This window comes from Pseudomonas sp. A-RE-22 (assembly GCF_019956035.1).
Taxonomy (GTDB): Bacteria; Pseudomonadota; Gammaproteobacteria; order Pseudomonadales; family Pseudomonadaceae; genus Aquipseudomonas; species Aquipseudomonas brassicacearum.
This window is the reverse complement of record NZ_JAHBCZ010000011.1, coordinates 245,452-262,632: the sequence shown is the minus strand read 5'-3', so window position 1 is coordinate 262,632 and position 17,181 is coordinate 245,452. Positions and strand designations below refer to the sequence as shown.

General features: G+C 62.0%; 14 protein-coding genes. 12 read left to right on the top strand and 2 right to left on the bottom strand.

Annotated features, from left to right (window positions below; translation table 11 throughout):
* Positions 1–80: 80 nt before the first annotated feature.
* Positions 81–1,973: a methyl-accepting chemotaxis protein gene (locus tag KGA89_RS07425; protein ID WP_013692077.1), complete on the bottom strand. Its 1,893-nt coding sequence runs from the start codon at positions 1,971–1,973 to the stop codon at positions 81–83.
* Between the two features lie 282 nt (positions 1,974–2,255).
* Here KGA89_RS07425 and KGA89_RS07420 point away from each other — a divergent pair, with 282 nt between their 5' ends.
* The gene (locus KGA89_RS07420) at positions 2,256–2,510 is read left to right on the top strand and encodes a hypothetical protein (RefSeq protein ID WP_003196877.1); all 255 of its coding nucleotides are present in this window, start codon (positions 2,256–2,258) and stop codon (positions 2,508–2,510) included.
* 31 nt (positions 2,511–2,541) lie between these two features.
* Complete coding sequence (locus tag KGA89_RS07415) at positions 2,542–3,111, top strand: lipocalin family protein (protein ID WP_027911769.1); 570 nt, start codon at positions 2,542–2,544, stop codon at positions 3,109–3,111.
* Positions 3,112–3,231: 120 nt separating this feature from the next.
* Here KGA89_RS07415 and KGA89_RS07410 read toward each other — a convergent pair whose 3' ends face one another.
* Positions 3,232–4,596, bottom strand: coding sequence for a formimidoylglutamate deiminase (locus KGA89_RS07410; RefSeq protein WP_223471082.1), 1,365 nt, complete (start codon positions 4,594–4,596; stop codon positions 3,232–3,234).
* Between the two features lie 143 nt (positions 4,597–4,739).
* On the opposite strand from KGA89_RS07410, the gene hutC reads away from it, so the two are divergent.
* The 10 genes from hutC (at position 4,740) to hutI (ending at position 17,174) form a co-directional block, all read left to right on the top strand.
* A complete protein-coding gene (gene hutC / locus KGA89_RS07405) occupies positions 4,740–5,450 on the top strand; it encodes a histidine utilization repressor (protein WP_170845945.1) in 711 nt (236 codons plus the stop codon).
* On the top strand, positions 5,447–6,016 hold the full coding sequence (locus KGA89_RS07400) for a HutD family protein (RefSeq protein ID WP_003196884.1): 570 nt from the start codon (positions 5,447–5,449) through the stop codon (positions 6,014–6,016). The genes hutC and KGA89_RS07400 overlap by 4 nt, the downstream gene beginning before the upstream one ends.
* 397 nt (positions 6,017–6,413) lie before the next feature.
* Positions 6,414–8,102 (top strand): urocanate hydratase, encoded by a 1,689-nt coding sequence (gene hutU / locus KGA89_RS07395; protein WP_003196887.1) that lies wholly within the window; start codon positions 6,414–6,416, stop codon positions 8,100–8,102.
* Positions 8,103–8,250: 148 nt separating this feature from the next.
* Complete coding sequence (locus KGA89_RS07390) at positions 8,251–9,717, top strand: purine-cytosine permease family protein (protein WP_223471080.1); 1,467 nt, start codon at positions 8,251–8,253, stop codon at positions 9,715–9,717.
* A gap of 70 nt (positions 9,718–9,787) precedes the next feature.
* Positions 9,788–10,756, top strand: a complete 969-nt coding sequence (locus KGA89_RS07385) for an ABC transporter substrate-binding protein (protein WP_223471079.1) — start codon at positions 9,788–9,790, stop codon at positions 10,754–10,756.
* Between the two features lie 71 nt (positions 10,757–10,827).
* Complete coding sequence (locus KGA89_RS07380; RefSeq protein ID WP_003196893.1) at positions 10,828–11,679, top strand: ABC transporter permease; 852 nt, start codon at positions 10,828–10,830, stop codon at positions 11,677–11,679.
* Positions 11,676–12,506 carry a glycine betaine/L-proline ABC transporter ATP-binding protein gene (locus tag KGA89_RS07375; RefSeq protein WP_003196894.1) on the top strand — a complete coding sequence of 277 codons (831 nt, stop codon included), beginning with the start codon at positions 11,676–11,678 and terminating at the stop codon, positions 12,504–12,506. The genes KGA89_RS07380 and KGA89_RS07375 overlap by 4 nt, the downstream gene beginning before the upstream one ends.
* 170 nt (positions 12,507–12,676) lie before the next feature.
* Positions 12,677–14,200 (top strand): histidine ammonia-lyase, encoded by a 1,524-nt coding sequence (hutH, locus tag KGA89_RS07370; protein WP_223471078.1) that lies wholly within the window; start codon positions 12,677–12,679, stop codon positions 14,198–14,200.
* 129 nt (positions 14,201–14,329) lie between these two features.
* Positions 14,330–15,862 (top strand): histidine ammonia-lyase, encoded by a 1,533-nt coding sequence (gene hutH, locus KGA89_RS07365; protein WP_003196898.1) that lies wholly within the window; start codon positions 14,330–14,332, stop codon positions 15,860–15,862.
* 109 nt (positions 15,863–15,971) lie between these two features.
* Positions 15,972–17,174, top strand: coding sequence for an imidazolonepropionase (gene hutI / locus KGA89_RS07360; protein ID WP_223471077.1), 1,203 nt, complete (start codon positions 15,972–15,974; stop codon positions 17,172–17,174).
* Positions 17,175–17,181 lie beyond the last annotated feature (7 nt).

Genomic DNA, 17,181 nt, shown 5'->3' with positions numbered 1-17,181 from the left:
ATTTTCGTTGAGCGCAAAATGTGCGTCCGCTGAAGTTCTAATGTGGGAGCGAGCCTGCTCGCGAAGAGGCCGCAAAAGCACTAGATCCGGAAACTACCCACCAACTGCTTCAACCGCGCCGCCTGCTGCTCCAGGTCGGCACAGGCCCGCAAGGTGGCTTGCAGGTTTTCCACGCCTTCCTGGTTCAGGGTGTTGATCTCGGTGATGTCGACGTTGATCGACTCCACCACGGCGGTCTGTTCTTCGGTGGCGGTGGCCACGGACTGGTTCATGCCGTCGATTTCACCAATACGCTGGGTCACGCTGCCCAGGCGTTCGCCGGCCTGGTTGGCGATGCCGACGCTGCTTTCGCTCTGGCGCTGGCTGTCGGTCATGGTCAGCACCGCTTCCCGGGCGCCGACTTGCAGTTCTTCGATCATTTTCTGCACCTGCTGCGCCGAATCCTGGGTGCGGTGGGCCAGGTTGCGCACTTCATCGGCCACCACCGCGAAGCCGCGCCCGGCTTCACCGGCGCGGGCCGCTTCGATGGCGGCGTTGAGGGCGAGCAGGTTGGTCTGCTGGGAAATGCTGGTAATCACCTCAAGAATCTGGCCGATGTTCACCGTGTTGCTGTTCAAGGTTTCGATGTTGCCGCACGAATCGCTGATCTTGGCCGACAACTGCTGCATGGCCGCGATGGTTTTATCCACCACTTGTTGGCCATCTTCAGCCAGGCTGCGCGCATCGCTGGAATGTTGCGAGGCGAGGGCTGCGTTCTGGGCGATTTCCTGGGCGGCGGCACCGAGCTGATTGATGGCCGCGGCCACGCTGCTGGTGCGCGAAGCCTGCTGGTCGGAATTGAACATCGACGAGTTGGACGCGCTGACCACGCGCAGGGCGACTTCGTTGACCTGGCCGGTGGCCGAGGCCACTTCACGGATCGAGGTATGAATGCGTTCGACAAAGCGGTTGAACGAAGTCCCCAGCGCGCCGAATTCGTCGTGGCCGTGGATGACCAGGCGCCGGGTCAGGTCGCCTTCGCCTTCGGCGATGTCGTGCATGGCGCGGCCCATGGTCAGCAGTGGTTGCATCAGCACACGGATCAACATGCCGAGCAGGGCGATGATGAATACCACGGCGATGACCATGGCGATCAGCGCCGACGTACGGAACTCACTGAGCATCGCCAGCGCGGTGTCCTTGTCGAGCACCAGCGCCACGTACCAGTCGGCTCCCGGCACGCCGTTGACGTGGGTGAAGGAGATGAATTGGGTCTTGCCGTCGAGGTCGACTTCTTTCACGCCCGGGCTGATTTGAGGCGCGCCGTTAGGGTAGGCCTCGGCCAGGGTCTTGAGCACGCGCTTGCTGTCGGGGTGGATCAGGATCTTGCCGTCGGCACTGACGATGAACGCGTGGCCGTGGCCGCCGAAGTTCAGCGAGTTGATGATGGCGCTGACGCTGGACAGGTCGATGTCCGCACCGGCCACGCCGATCATCTGGTTCTGGTGCTGCACCGGGGTGGCGACGGTAATCACCAGCTTGCCCGACGAGGCGGCGATGTAGGGTTCGGTGACGATGGTTTGCTGTGCGCTGTTGGCGGCCTTGTACCAGCCACGGGCGCGCGGGTCGTAATCGGCGGCGCGATTGCCGGCCGGTACCGAGAACATCACGCCGTCGGTGCCACCAAAATAACTGAGCTGGAAATTGCTGGTGTAGGCCGGCAGGCCCACGGCGCGCTTGAGGCTGTCGGCACTGCTGCCGTCCACGGCAATCTGCTGGGCCAGCGATTGCAGCAACTGGATGCGGCCGTCGACCCACGTCTGGATGTTGCGGCTGGTCAGGCTGCCGAGTTCCTGCATGGAGGTTTCGGTGCTGGCATTCAAGCTCTGGCGTTGACGATAGTCGTTGAACAGGATGAAACAGGCGAATGCAACGGCCACCACGAGGGCGGCAGCCAGCAGGATTTTATGGCTGAATTTCATGTTTCTGGTCATTAATAACACTACCGCGGAGGGACGGGTCAGGACGGGCTGTCAATTTGCCATAACGCATTGGTTTGCGCTGTTTCTTTTTATCGGCGTGCCAGACCGCCCCATCAGCGGTAGCGGTTCAATTCCGACGAAATGCACGACGCTGTCACAAAGTGAGTGTTTCACCGATGAAACACCTGCCCAGACCCAATAAATACCGGGGGTGTAGGGGAACCAGATAGGGGTTTTCTCTTCTAAGCTTCTGGTTGGCACCTGCCACCCCCCTTCCGTTCCAGGAGTTACACCATGTCGCTGCGATCTATCGCCTTGTTGTTTGTGTGTGTCGTATTGACTGCATGCAGCAAGGTCAACCAGGAAAACTACTCGAAGCTGTCGGCTGGCATGCCCAAGTCCGAAGTCGAAACGTTACTGGGGAAACCGACCGATTGTTCAGGCGCGCTCGGCATGTCCAGCTGCACCTGGGGCGACCAGAAAAGCTTTATCAGCGTGCAGTACGCCGGTGACAAAGTGTTGATGTTTTCCGGCCAAGGCCTGAAGTAAACCGAGGCCAGAGGCCTGCGGGAGAAAAATAATGATGCGGTTAGTTTTTGTGCTTTTGGCTGGCCTGATTTTGGCTGGCTGTGCCACTTCTGGCGAAGATCCGCTGGCACCCAAGACGGTCAACAGCGTCAATCTCAAGCGCTACCAAGGGACCTGGTATGAGTTGGCCCGCCTGCCCATGTATTTCCAGCGCAATTGCGCGCAATCGGAAGCTCACTACACCCTCAAGCCAGACGGCAACGTGGGAGTGCTCAATCGCTGCCTGACCTCGGACTGGCAGTGGGAAGAAGCCAGGGGCACCGCCACGCCACAGGTGCCGGGCAAGACCGACAAGCTCTGGGTCGAGTTCGACAACTGGTTTTCGCGGATCGTGCCGGGCGTGGCGAAAGGGCAATACTGGGTGTTGTACGTCAGCGATGACTACAAGACCGCCATCGTCGGCGACCCAAGCCGTCGCTACATGTGGCTGCTGTCCCGTACACCGACCGTCAATAGCGTCGTGCGCGAGGAGCTGCTGAGCAAGGCACGCCAGCAGGGCTACGACACCACGCGCCTGATCTGGCGCGCGTCGGATCGACAGATGGCCAAGACCTCGAACTGACTGTCACCCGAAAACCGAAGTGGGAGCGAGCTTGCTCGCGATAGCGGACTTTCAGTCAACATGTATGTTGAAGGTAAAGGCCCTATCGCGAGCAAGCTCGCTCCCACAGGGTTGATTGGGTCAGCCTAAAAGTTCGCGCAGTACCTGGGTAAACGCCCGGGCGCTTTGCTCTTCGCCGGCATGCCGCCCATCGCGCACCACCCACCGACCGCCGACCATCACATCGCGCACCTGGCGATCGCCGCCGGCAAACAGCCAGCGATTGAGGATGCCGTCGCCCTGGGCCGTGGCCAGGTACGGGTCGCTGCCATCGAGCACCAGCCAGTCGGCGCGCTTGCCGATTTCGAGGGTACCGATCGGTTGTCCCAGGGCCTGGGCTCCGCCTTCCAGCGCCGCATCGAACAAGGTGCGGCCGACCATCGGCTGATCCGCCCGATACAAGCGGTTGCGCCGTTGATCCCGCAGGCGCTGGCCATATTCCAGCCAGCGCAATTCTTCGACCACGCTCAGCGATACATGGCTGTCAGAGCCGATCCCCAGGCGCCCGCCCTGGGCGAGGAAATCCACGGCCGGGAAAATCCCGTCCCCCAGGTTGGCTTCGGTGGTCAGGCACAGGCCGGCAATCGCCCGGCTCCTGGCCATGAGGCTGACTTCCTGGGCGTTGGCGTGGGTGGCGTGGACCAGGCACCAGCGCTGGTCGACTTCGGTGTTTTCGTACAGCCATTGCAGCGGACGGGCGCCGCTCCAGCTCAGGCAATCGTCGACTTCCTTCTGCTGTTCGGCAATGTGAATGTGCACCGGGCACTCGCGGTCACTGGCGGCCAGCACATCCTGGATCTGCCCGGGCGTCACGGCACGCAGCGAGTGGAAGCACAGACCCAGCGCCTGGGACGGCTGCCCGGCCAGGATCGGCTGCAAGCGCGACTGAAGCTTCAAGTAGTTTTCGGTGCTGTTGATGAACCGGCGCTGCCCGTCATTGGGCGCCTGGCCGCCAAAACCGGAGTGGCTGTAGAGCACCGGCAGCAGCGTCAGGCCGATGCCAGCGGCGCTGGCGGCGTGGCTGATGCGCAGGGCCAGCTCCGCCGGGTCGGCGTAGGGCGTGCCATCGATGTCGTGGTGCACATAGTGGAATTCGGCGACCGAGGTGTAGCCGGCCTTGAGCATTTCGATGTACAGCTGGCGGGCAATGATGCCGAGTTGGTCGGGACTGATTTTTCCGACGAGGCGGTACATCAAGTCGCGCCAGGTCCAGAAACTGTCGTTGGGATTGCCTGCCACTTCCGCCAGCCCGGCCATGGCCCGTTGGAAGGCATGGGAGTGCAGGTTCGGCATACCCGGCAACAGCGGACCGCCCAGCCGTTCGGCGCCGTCTGCGTGGGAACCGGCCTGGATATGGGTCAGGACGCCTTCGGCATCGACCTCAAGACGTACATCATGGGCCCATCCACTAGGCAGCAGCGCGCGTTCGGCAAAGAAGGCGGACATGGTTCAACCTCATCGTGCGTAATTTGTATATACATATACAGACGTTTGCCTGGCCGGTAAACTCCGGCAAGCTAGCAACCTTATCCGCAGAACAGGGAACCGCCGTGCCGACTCCGCCTGCCAAACAGCCGCTGGCCGCAAACATGGGTGACAGTCCGGCACCCCTGTACGCCCGCGTCAAACAGATGATCACCCAGCAGATCGACAGTGGAAACTGGCCGCCGCATTACCGCGTGCCGTCGGAAAGCGAACTGGTCAGCCAACTGGGCTTCAGTCGCATGACCATCAACCGTGCGCTGCGGGAAATGACCGCCGACGGCCTGTTGGTGCGCATGCAGGGTGTCGGTACCTTCGTGGCCGAGCCCAAGAGCCAGTCCGCGTTGTTCGAAGTGCATAACATCGCCGACGAAATCGCCTCCCGTGGCCATCGCCACACTTGCAAGGTCATTACCCTGGAAGAAGAGGCGGCCGGTTCCGAGCGGGCCCTGGCCCTGGATATGCGCGAAGGCCAGAAAGTGTTCCATTCGCTGATCGTGCATTTCGAGAATGACATCCCCGTGCAAATCGAGGACCGTTTCGTCAACGCGCTGGTGGCGCCGGACTACCTCAAGCAGGACTTCACCGTGCAAACGCCCTACGCCTATCTGAACCAGGTCGCGCCGCTGACCGAGGGCGAGCATGTGGTCGAGGCGATCCTGGCCGAGCCGAGTGAATGCAAGTTGTTGCAGATCGAAAGGGGCGAGCCGTGCCTGTTGATCCGCCGCCGCACCTGGTCCGGGCGCCAGCCGGTGACCGCCGCCCGTTTGATTCATCCGGGGTCCCGCCACAGTCTGGAAGGGCGCTTTCATAAATGAGCCATTTGAAGGTTTTACGCGCGGCAGACTACCCACGCATGCCGTGGAAAAACGGTGGCGGCAGCACCGAAGAAATCACTCGCGATGCCGGCACCGGCCTGGAAGGTTTCGGCTGGCGCCTGTCGATTGCCGACATTGGTGAGTCGGGCGGCTTCTCCACCTTCGCCGGTTACGAGCGGGTCATCAGTGTCTTGCAGGGGAGCGGCATGACACTGAACGTCGATGGCCAAGTCACGCGGGCTTTGCATCCGCTGGACCCTTTTACGTTCAGCGGCGAGAGCCATGTGTTTTGCACACTGCTGGGCGGACCGATTCGTGACTTCAACCTGATCTACGCGCCGCAGCGTTACCGCGCGCGGTTGCAGTGGTTGGGCGGCCAGCAGCGGTTTTTCAGTGACGCGCAAACGGTACTGGTGTTCAGTGCCGCCCCGGGACTGGCTATCAAGGTCGGTGAGTCCGCCGTTGATTTGGGCCTCTACGACTGTTTGCAACTGAGCAGTAACACCGGGTTGGTGGATGTCTCCACTCACGGTCAATGCTGCGTGATTGAGCTGACGGCCCGCTAATTTCAGCTTCTTGAGTACCCTGTGGGAGAAAGCCTTGCTCCCACAGATAAACACCCTCGCCACAAGGTGCCTGCCTGCTGTTTCTTCTGCGCACCAACTTGTTACCGAATGCCCCAGCGTGGCGCAACACCACGCTTCTGTGACCCTCCGATTTCCCCCCTCGAAAACCCTCTTGAAAAATTTCATGCCGCTCAGCAGCCCTTAAATCACAAGGCTTTCAGCCAATTCGCCAGCGGTTTCTGAATATCGTCTCCAACAAGTTGGCCGCTTGATTGCATATGCTTGTACATACAAGTAAAGACGTATGCGTATGAGTCTCCGATATTCAACGCAACGTTCGCTAAATCGCTGCCCACTGCCCGGGCTGGTCTGGATTGATCGCTGAGGAGTTTTTGCTGTGACCGACGCTACCCGCAAACCCGAAAAATACCGTGACGTTGAAATCCGTGCCCCTCGCGGTAACACGCTGACCGCCAAGAGCTGGCTGACTGAAGCGCCGCTGCGCATGTTGATGAACAACCTCGACCCGGAAGTGGCCGAGAACCCCAAGGAACTGGTGGTCTACGGTGGCATTGGCCGCGCGGCGCGCAACTGGGAGTGCTACGACAAGATCGTCGAAAGCCTGACCAACCTGAACGACGACGAAACCCTGCTGGTGCAATCCGGCAAGCCGGTGGGCGTGTTCAAGACCCACAGCAACGCCCCTCGCGTGCTGATCGCCAACTCCAACCTGGTGCCGCACTGGGCCAGTTGGGAGCACTTCAACGAACTCGACGCCAAGGGCCTGGCCATGTACGGCCAGATGACCGCCGGCAGCTGGATCTACATTGGCAGCCAGGGCATCGTGCAAGGCACTTATGAAACCTTCGTCGAGGCCGGTCGCCAGCACTACGACTCCAACCTCAAGGGTCGCTGGGTCCTGACCGCCGGCCTGGGCGGCATGGGCGGTGCGCAGCCCTTGGCCGCTACCCTGGCCGGTGCGTGCTCGCTGAACATCGAATGCCAACAGGTGAGCATCGATTTCCGCCTGAAAACCCGCTACGTCGACGAGCAAGCCAAGGACCTCGACGACGCCCTGGCGCGCATCGAGAAATACACTGCCGAAGGCAAGGCGATTTCCATCGCGCTGTGTGGGAACGCTGCCGAGATCCTGCCGGAAATGGTCCGTCGTGGTGTGCGCCCAGACATGGTCACCGACCAGACCAGCGCCCACGACCCACTCAACGGCTACCTGCCGGCCGGTTGGACCTGGGACGAATATCGTGCCCGCGCCAAGACCGAACCCGCCGCCGTGGTGAAGGCCGCCAAGCAATCGATGGCCGTCCACGTCAAAGCCATGCTGGCCTTCCAGAAAATGGGCGTGCCGACCTTCGACTACGGCAACAACATCCGCCAGATGGCCCAGGAAGAGGGCGTCGAAAATGCCTTCGACTTCCCTGGTTTCGTCCCGGCTTATATCCGTCCGCTGTTCTGCCGCGGTATCGGCCCGTTCCGCTGGGCTGCGCTGTCCGGTGATCCGCAGGACATCTACAAGACCGACGCCAAGGTCAAGGAACTGATCCCTGACGACGCCCACCTGCACAACTGGCTGGACATGGCCCGCGAGCGCATCAGCTTCCAGGGCTTGCCGGCACGTATCTGCTGGGTTGGCCTGGGCCAACGCGCCAAGCTGGGCCTGGCATTCAACGAGATGGTGCGCAGCGGCGAATTGTCGGCCCCGATCGTGATCGGCCGCGACCATCTGGACTCCGGTTCCGTGGCCAGCCCCAACCGTGAAACCGAATCCATGCAGGACGGTTCCGATGCGGTTTCCGACTGGCCGTTGCTCAACGCCTTGCTCAACACCGCCAGTGGCGCGACCTGGGTTTCGCTGCACCACGGTGGCGGCGTCGGCATGGGCTTCTCCCAGCACTCGGGCATGGTGATCGTCTGCGACGGTACCGACGAAGCGGCCGAGCGCATTGCCCGCGTGCTGCACAACGATCCGGCCACGGGCGTGATGCGTCATGCCGATGCCGGTTACCAGATCGCCATCGATTGCGCCAAGGAACAGGGGCTGAACCTGCCGATGATTACCGGCAAATAAACCGGGCCCCCCTGTGGGAGCGAGCTTGCTCGCGATAGCGGTGGATCAGTACCGGTTCCGTCTACTGACACGCCCTCATCGCGAGCAAGCTCGCTCCCACAGGAGTGCGGCGCAATTGAATTGCAGAACAATCCACAGAGGTTGAACCATGGCTGTCACCAGCACACGTGCAAGCAGCAAGCCGTTGATCGAGAAACGTTCGATCGACTACATCCCGGAAACGGAGAGACACGGCCGATTGTTGAGCCAGTTCACCCTCTGGATGGGGGCCAACCTGCAAATCACGGCAATTGTCACCGGCGCATTGGCGGTGGTGCTTGGCGGTGATGTGTTCTGGTCGTTGATCGGTTTGCTGATCGGCCAACTGCTCGGCGGTGGCGTCATGGCGTTGCATGCCGCGCAAGGGCCCAAGCTTGGCCTGCCGCAGATGATCTCCAGCCGGGTGCAGTTTGGTGTGTATGGCGCGGCCATCCCGATCGTGCTGGTGTGCCTGATGTACTTGGGTTTCACCGCAACGGGAACCGTGCTTTCCGGCCAGGCGCTGGGCCAGTTGTTTGGCGTCAGCGACAGTGTCGGCATCCTCATTTTCGCCAGCGTCATCGTGCTGGTCACGGTGCTCGGTTATCGGGTGATTCACTTCATTGGCCGTGTCGCCAGCATCATTGGTGTGATCGCCTTCGTTTACCTGTTCGCTCGTCTGATGAGCCAGACGGACGTTGGCGCACTCTTGCAAATCCGCCATTTCAGCTGGAGCAGTTTCCTGCTTGCGGTGTCGCTCGCGGCATCCTGGCAGATCGCCTTCGGCCCCTACGTGGCGGACTATTCGCGTTACCTGCCGAGCAAGACTTCTTCGGTGAAAACCTTTTTTGCCGCGGGCGCCGGTTCAGTCATCGGCGCACAGGTGGCGATGATCCTCGGCGTGTTTGCCGCGGCCTCGGCCAATGGGCAATTCGCCGGTCACGAAGTGGCCTACATCGTGGGCCTGGGGGGCACCGGTGCCACCGCCGCGCTGCTGTATTTCAGCATCGCATTCGGCAAGGTCACCATCTCCACGCTGAACTCCTACGGCAGCTTCATGTGCATCGCGACCATCATCAGCGGTTTTCGTGGTCACCTGAACGTAACGCGCTTGCAACGTCTGGTCTTCGTGCTGGTCATCGTCGGCGCTGCGACGCTGATCGCGCTGCTCGGCCAGCACTCGTTCCTCGGCGCGTTCAAGTCCTTCATCCTGTTCTTGCTGGCGTTCTTTACGCCTTGGAGCGCGATCAACCTGGTGGACTACTACTGCATCACCCGCGAGCGCTATGACGTGCCGGCACTGGCCGACCCGAACGGTCGCTACGGTCGTTGGAACGCCCTCGGCATCAGCGTCTATGTCTTCGGCGTACTGGTTCAACTGCCATTTATCGCCACCAAGTTCTATACCGGTCCGCTGGTGGCAGCCATGGGCGGTGTGGATATTTCCTGGATCATCGGTCTGGTGGTTCCGGCGGCGCTGTATTACGTCGTCGCCAAGAAGTGGCACAGCGCTGTACCCGATCAATTGATCCTGCCAATCGAGCAGGACACGGTTGACGCACAACCGAGCAGGGCGGGCCGCATTCAAGCGGTCTGATGGGACGTTGACAGGGCTGGATGCCTATTGACTGCCGTAAGCCAATCCAACTGATTAGGAGCGTCACATAATGAAGTCGAACAAGACCCTGCTGACCACATTGCTTTCCATGGGCCTGCTGGCCAGCGCTGGCGCCACACAAGCGGCGGGTTGGTGCGAGTCGGGTAAACCGGTGAAGTTCGCCGGCCTGAACTGGGAAAGCGCCATGCTGCTGACCGACGTCCTGCAAGTGGTGCTTGAAAAAGGCTACGACTGCAAGACCGACAGCCTGCCAGGCAATTCCATCACCATGGAGAACGCCCTGAGCAGCAACGACATCCAGGTATTTGCCGAAGAGTGGGTCGGCCGCAGTGAAGTCTGGAACAAGGCCGAGAAGGCCGGCAAGGTAGTCGGCGTCGGTGCCCCGGTCGTGGGTGCCATCGAAGGCTGGTACGTGCCGCGCTACGTGGTGGAAGGCGACGCCAAGCGCAAGCTCGAAGCCAAGGCACCAGGCCTGAAGAACATCGCTGACCTGGGCCAGTACGCCGCCGTGTTCAAGGACCCGGAAGAACCGTCCAAGGGCCGCTTCTATAACTGCCCGGCCGGCTGGACCTGCGAGCTGGACAACAGCGAAATGCTGAAAAACTATGGCTTGGAAAAAACCTACACCAACTTCCGTCCAGGTACCGGCCCAGCGCTGGATGCGGCAGTGCTGTCGAGCTACAAGCGCGGCGAGCCGATCCTGTTCTACTACTGGTCGCCAACGCCGCTGATGGGCCAGGTGGACCTGGTGAAACTGGAAGAAAAACCGGGCGTGGATAAAAGCGTGAGCATCAAGGTCGGCCTGTCCAAGACCTTCCACGACGAGGCACCTGAATTGGTGACGGTGCTGGAAAAGGTCAACCTGCCGATCGATATCCTGAACCAGAACCTCGGGCGCATGGCCAAGGAACGAATCGAGTCGCCGAAACTGGCGAAGATCTTCCTGAAGGAACATCCTGAAGTCTGGCACGCCTGGGTAAGCGAAGACGCTGCCAAGAAAATCGACGCGGCTCTGTAGGTCGAATACTTCCCGGCCAACCGTAGGGCTGGCCGGGACGTTCACCGCATCCACTTGATCGAGAGTCTCTTATGTTTCCCGAAAGCTTTACCTTCTCCATTGCCGATTGGGTCAACGGTTGGGTCGACTCCCTGGTGACCAACTATGGCGATGTGTTCCGGCACATCTCCGACACCCTGCTGTGGGCCATCGTCAATCTCGAAGGCCTGCTGCGCATGGCGCCCTGGTGGCTGATGCTGGCTATCGTCGGTGGCATCGCCTGGCACGCCACCCGCAAGGTCGTCGCCACGGCGGTGATCGTCGGCCTGCTGTTTCTGGTGGGCGCGGTGGGCCTGTGGGACAAGCTGATGCAGACCCTCGCGCTGATGCTGGTGGCGACGCTGATCTCGGTGTTGATCGGCATTCCGCTGGGCATTCTCTCGGCACGCAGCAATCGCCTGCGTTCGGTGCTGATGCCGTTGCTGGACATCATGCAGACCATGCCGAGCTTCGTGTACCTGATTCCGGTGTTGATGCTGTTCGGCCTGGGCAAGGTCCCGGCGATTTTCGCCACGGTGATCTACGCCGCGCCGCCACTGATTCGCCTGACTGACCTTGGCATCCGCCAGGTGGACGGCGAAGTGATGGAAGCCATCAACGCCTTCGGCGCCAACCGCTGGCAACAGCTGTTCGGCGTGCAACTGCCCCTGGCCCTGCCGAGCATCATGGCCGGGATCAACCAGACCACCATGATGGCCCTGTCGATGGTGGTCATCGCCTCGATGATCGGCGCCCGTGGCCTGGGTGAAGACGTGCTGGTGGGCATCCAGACCCTCAACGTCGGACGCGGCCTGGAAGCCGGGCTGGCGATCGTGATTCTCGCCGTGGTCATCGACCGCATTACCCAGGCCTATGGTCGTCCTCGGCACGAGGTGAGCAAATGAGCAACGCAGCCATCAGCAAGATCGAAGTCAAGAATGTCTTCAAGATTTTCGGCAATCGCTCCAAGGAGGCCCTGGAGCTGATCCGCCAGAACAAGACCAAGGACCAGGTGCTGGCCGAAACCGGCTGCGTGGTCGGCGTTAACGACTTGTCGCTGAGCATCGGCACCGGTGAGATTTTCGTGATCATGGGCCTGTCCGGTTCCGGCAAGTCCACGTTGGTGCGCCATTTCAACCGGCTGATCGACCCTACCAGCGGCGCGATCCTGGTGGACGGCGAAGACATCCTGCAACTGGACATGGACGCCTTGCGCGAATTTCGCCGGCACAAGATCAGCATGGTGTTCCAGAGCTTCGGCCTGCTGCCCCACAAGAGCGTGCTGGACAACGTCGCCTATGGCTTGAAAGTGCGCGGCGAGAGCAAGCAGGTGTGCGCCGAGCGGGCATTGCACTGGATCGATACCGTGGGCCTGAAGGGCTACGAGAACAAATACCCGCACCAGCTCTCCGGTGGCATGCGCCAGCGTGTCGGCCTGGCCCGGGCCTTGGCGGCGGACACCGACATCATCCTCATGGACGAAGCCTTCAGCGCCCTCGACCCACTGATCCGCGCGGAGATGCAGGACCAGTTGCTGGAACTGCAAAAGACCCTGCACAAGACCATCGTGTTCATCACCCACGACCTCGACGAGGCCGTGCGCATCGGCAACCGCATTGCGATCCTCAAGGACGGCAAGCTGATCCAGGTCGGCACGCCTCGGGAGATCCTGCACTCGCCGGCGGATGAGTATGTCGATCGGTTTGTGCAACGGCGGGCGGCGGTGGTTTGAGGGATTTGTGGTGGCTGGGCTGGCGTCATCGCGAGCAAGCTCGCTCCCACAAGGGGGCCTCCTTTGTTCACACATTTTGTGTCCAAAGGAAATCCCTGTGGGAGCGAGCTTGCTCGCGATAGGGCCGGCAAAGCTGCATCAATGTTCAAGTTGCAAGCATGAGGTTGAAGATGTCCCAGGCTGAAAAAATCGTAATCACCGGCGCCCCGCTGCGCTGGCAGGAGGTCGTCGCCGTCGCGCGCTTCGGCGCTGTGCTCGAGCTGTCGACCCAGACCTGGGCGCGGATCGACAATGCCCAGGCCATCGTCCAGCGCATCGTCGCAAGCGGCGAGCGCGCCTATGGCGTCAACACCGGCCTGGGGGCCTTGTGCAATGTTTCGCTCAAGGACGAACAACTCAGCCAACTGTCGCGCAACACCCTGCTCAGCCATGCCTGTGGCGTCGGTGCGCCGCTTTCCGATGAGCAGACCCGGGCGATTATCTGCGCCGCTATCCTCAACTACAGCCAAGGCAAGTCCGGCATCCATCGCCGGGTGGTCGAAGCGCTGCTGGCCCTGCTCAATCGCGGCATCACACCGCAAGTGCCGTCCCAAGGTTCGGTGGGTTACCTGACCCACATGGCCCACATCGGCATCGCGCTGCTGGGCGTCGGCCAGGTCAGCTATCGCGGGCAGATAATCCCGGCGCAACAGGCCCTGGCCGCAGAGAGTTTGCAACCGGTGCAACTGGGGGCCAAGGACGGTCTGTGCCTGGTCAACGGCACGCCGTGCATGACCGGTCTGAGCTGCCTGGCCCTGGCCGATGCGACGCGGTTGGTGCAATGGGCCGATGTGATCGGCGCCATGAGTTTCGAGGCCCAGCGCGGGCAGATTGCCGCGTTCGATGCCGACGTCATTGCCCTCAAGCCGCACCCGGGCATGCAGCAGGTCGGCGTCAACTTGCGGGCACTGCTGGATGGCAGCGAAGTCATCGCCGCGAGCCTGGGTATTCGCACCCAGGACGCCTTGAGTATCCGCTCGATTCCCCAGGTGCACGGTGCGGCTCGCGACCAGTTGGCCCACGCCCGGCAACAGATCGAAACCGAACTCAACGCGGTGACCGATAATCCGCTGCTGCTGGGTACACCGGAGAACTTCCGGGTCATGTCCCAGGCCAATCCCCACGGCCAGTCGGTGGCGCTGGCGGCAGATCTGCTGGCGATTGCCATGGCTGAGATCGGCTCCATCGCCGAGCGTCGCCTCGACCGCTTGATCAATCCCCACGTCAGCGGCCTGCCGGCCTTCCTGGTGGCCAACCCCGGGGTGAACTCGGGGATGATGATCGTGCAATACGTCGCCGCGTCGCTGTGCGCGGAAAACAAGCAACTGGCGCAACCGGCGGTGCTCGACAATTTCGTCACCTCCGGGTTGCAGGAAGACCATCTGAGCATGGGCACCAACGCGGCCCTGAAGCTGCACCGGGCGCTGGAAAACTGCACGCAGATCCTCGCCATCGAATACCTGCTGGCCGCCCAGGCCTTTGAGTTTCTCAAGGCCCAGCGTTTCGGCGCCGGCACCGATATCGCCTGGAAACTGCTGCGCGAACGCGTCCCGGCCTATGACCAGGACCGCTGGCTGGCGCCGGACATCGCCAGTGCCGCCGGCCTGCTCAAAGACCCGAACGTGTTGCACCGCGTATTACCGAATTTGAATTGATCAAAAAAGCGCCAGCGTGCCAAGGCACCTCTTGCCCACAAGGCATCGCCCAAAAAGCGAAGGTGACGGATAACGGAACATTCCGGAGCGACTGGCGGGTGAAAACAAAACTCTCAAAAGGAGCAATACATGACTGCCTTAAACCTGATTCCCGGCCAATTGAGCCTGGCTCAATTGCGTGACATCTATCAGCAACCCGTGACCTTGAGTCTCGACGCCAGCGCGTCGGCGCAGATCGAAGCCAGTGTTGCCTGCGTTGAGCAGATCCTTGCCGAGAACCGCACCGCCTACGGCATCAACACCGGTTTCGGCCTGCTGGCCTCGACCCGTATCGCCAGCGAAGACCTGGAAAACCTGCAGCGCTCCCTGGTGCTGTCCCATGCCGCCGGGGTGGGCGAGCCGATCAGCGATGCGCTGGTGCGGCTGGTCATGGTGCTCAAGGTCAACAGCCTGAGCCGGGGTTTTTCCGGCATCCGTCGGCAGGTGATCGATGCGCTGATTGCGCTGATCAATGCCGAGGTCTACCCGCACATTCCGCTCAAGGGTTCGGTCGGTGCGTCCGGTGACCTGGCGCCACTGGCCCACATGTCCCTGGTGCTGCTGGGCGAAGGCAAGGCCCGCTACAAGGGCGAATGGCTGCCGGCCGTCGAGGCGCTGAAAGTGGCTGGCCTCGCGCCGCTGACCCTGGCCGCCAAGGAAGGCCTGGCGCTGCTCAACGGCACCCAGGTCTCCACCGCGTTTGCCCTGCGTGGCCTGTTCGAAGGCGAAGACCTGTTTGCCGGTGCCCTGGCCCTGGGCGGCCTCACGGTGGAAGCGGTGCTCGGCTCGCGTTCGCCATTCGATGCACGCATCCATGCCGCCCGTGGCCAGAAAGGCCAGATCGACGCCGCCGCTGCCTACCGCGATCTGCTGGGCGAGCGCAGCGAAGTTTCCGATTCGCACCAGAACTGCGACAAGGTCCAGGACCCGTACTCCCTGCGCTGCCAACCGCAGGTGATGGGCGCCTGCCTGACCCAGTTCCGCCAGGCCGCCGAGGTGCTGGTGATCGAGGCCAACGCGGTGTCGGATAACCCGCTGGTGTTCGCCGCCGAGGGCGACGTGATTTCCGGCGGCAACTTCCACGCCGAACCGGTGGCGATGGCGGCCGACAACATGGCCTTGGCGATTGCCGAGATTGGCTCCCTGAGCGAGCGACGCATTTCGTTGATGATGGACAAGCACATGTCGCAACTGCCGCCGTTCCTCGTCGCCAATGGCGGAGTGAACTCCGGCTTCATGATCGCCCAGGTCACCGCTGCGGCCCTGGCCAGTGAAAACAAGGCGCTGTCCCATCCCCATTCGGTGGACAGCCTGCCGACGTCGGCGAACCAGGAAGACCACGTTTCCATGGCCCCGGCTGCCGGCAAGCGTCTGTGGGAAATGGCCGAGAACACCCGTGGGATCCTCGCGGTGGAATGGCTCGCGGCTTGCCAGGGGCTGGACCTGCGCGGCGGTTTGAAGACCTCCGCGAAGCTGGAGCGGGCCCGGGGTCTGCTGCGTGCGCAAGTGCCGTTTTATGAGAAGGATCGCTTCTTTGCGCCGGACATCAATGCGGCCAGTGAATTGCTGGCGAGTCGGTGCCTGAACGAATTGGTCACGGCGCAGTTGTTGCCGAGCCTGTAAGGGCCTCATCGCGAGCGAGCTCGCTCCCACACTTATTTGGGGTACACCCTGACCCTTGTGGGAGCGAGCTTGCTCGCGATTCGATTTTGAATGCGACGAGGAAACCGGGATGAAAACCCTCTGGCAAAACTGCCACGCCGCCACCATGGCCCAGGGCGTCTACTCGATCATCGAAGACGCCGCCATCGTTACCCTGGGCGAGCACATCCAATGGATCGGCCCGCGTGCCGAATTGCCGACGGGTGACTACCCGGCGGTCAACGACCTCAAGGGCGCCTGGGTCACCCCGGGGCTGATCGACTGTCACACCCACACGGTATTTGGCGGCAACCGTAGCGGTGAGTTCGAGCAGCGCCTGCAAGGCGTCAGCTATGCGCAGATCGCCGCAGCCGGTGGCGGCATCGCCAGCACGGTGCGCGCCACCCGCGCCGCCAGTGAAGACGAACTGTTCGCCAGCGCCGCCAAACGCCTGGGAAACCTGATGCGCGACGGCGTGACCACGGTGGAAATCAAATCCGGCTACGGCCTGGATCTGGCCAGCGAGCGCAAGATCCTGCGGGTCATCCGCCGCCTCGGCGCCGAGTTGCCGGTCAGCGTGCGCAGCACCTGCCTGGCGGCCCACGCCTTGCCACCGGAATACAAGGATCGCGCCGACGACTACATCGAGCACATCTGCACCGAGATGCTTCCGGCCCTGGCGGCCGAAGGACTGGTGGATGCGGTGGATGCCTTTTGCGAATACCTGGCGTTTTCCCCGGCGCAGGTCGAGCGGGTGTTTATCACCGCGCAACAACTGGGGCTGCCAGTGAAGCTGCACGCCGAGCAGTTGTCGTCGCTGCACGGTTCAAGCCTGGCGGCGCGTTACCAGGCGCTGTCGGCCGATCACCTGGAATTCATGACCGAGGACGATGCCAAAGCCATGGCCGAATCCGGCACCGTGGCAGTGCTGTTGCCGGGCGCGTTTTATTTCCTGCGCGAAACCCAATTGCCGCCCATGGAAGCCCTGCGCAAGCACGGTGTGAAAATCGCCGTGGCCAGCGACCTCAACCCCGGCACCTCGCCGGCGTTGTCGTTGCGCCTGATGTTGAACATGGCCTGCACCTGTTTCCGGATGACCCCGGAAGAAGCCCTGGCGGGGGCGACGATTCATGCGGCCCAGGCCTTGGGCATGGCTGACACCCACGGTTCGCTGGAAGCCGGCAAGGTCGCGGATTTTGTCGCCTGGCACATCGACCGCCCGGCCGACCTGGCGTACTGGCTCGGTGGCGATCTGGAAAAACGCGTCGTGCATCACGGCGTGGAAATCGATTGAGGAGAAT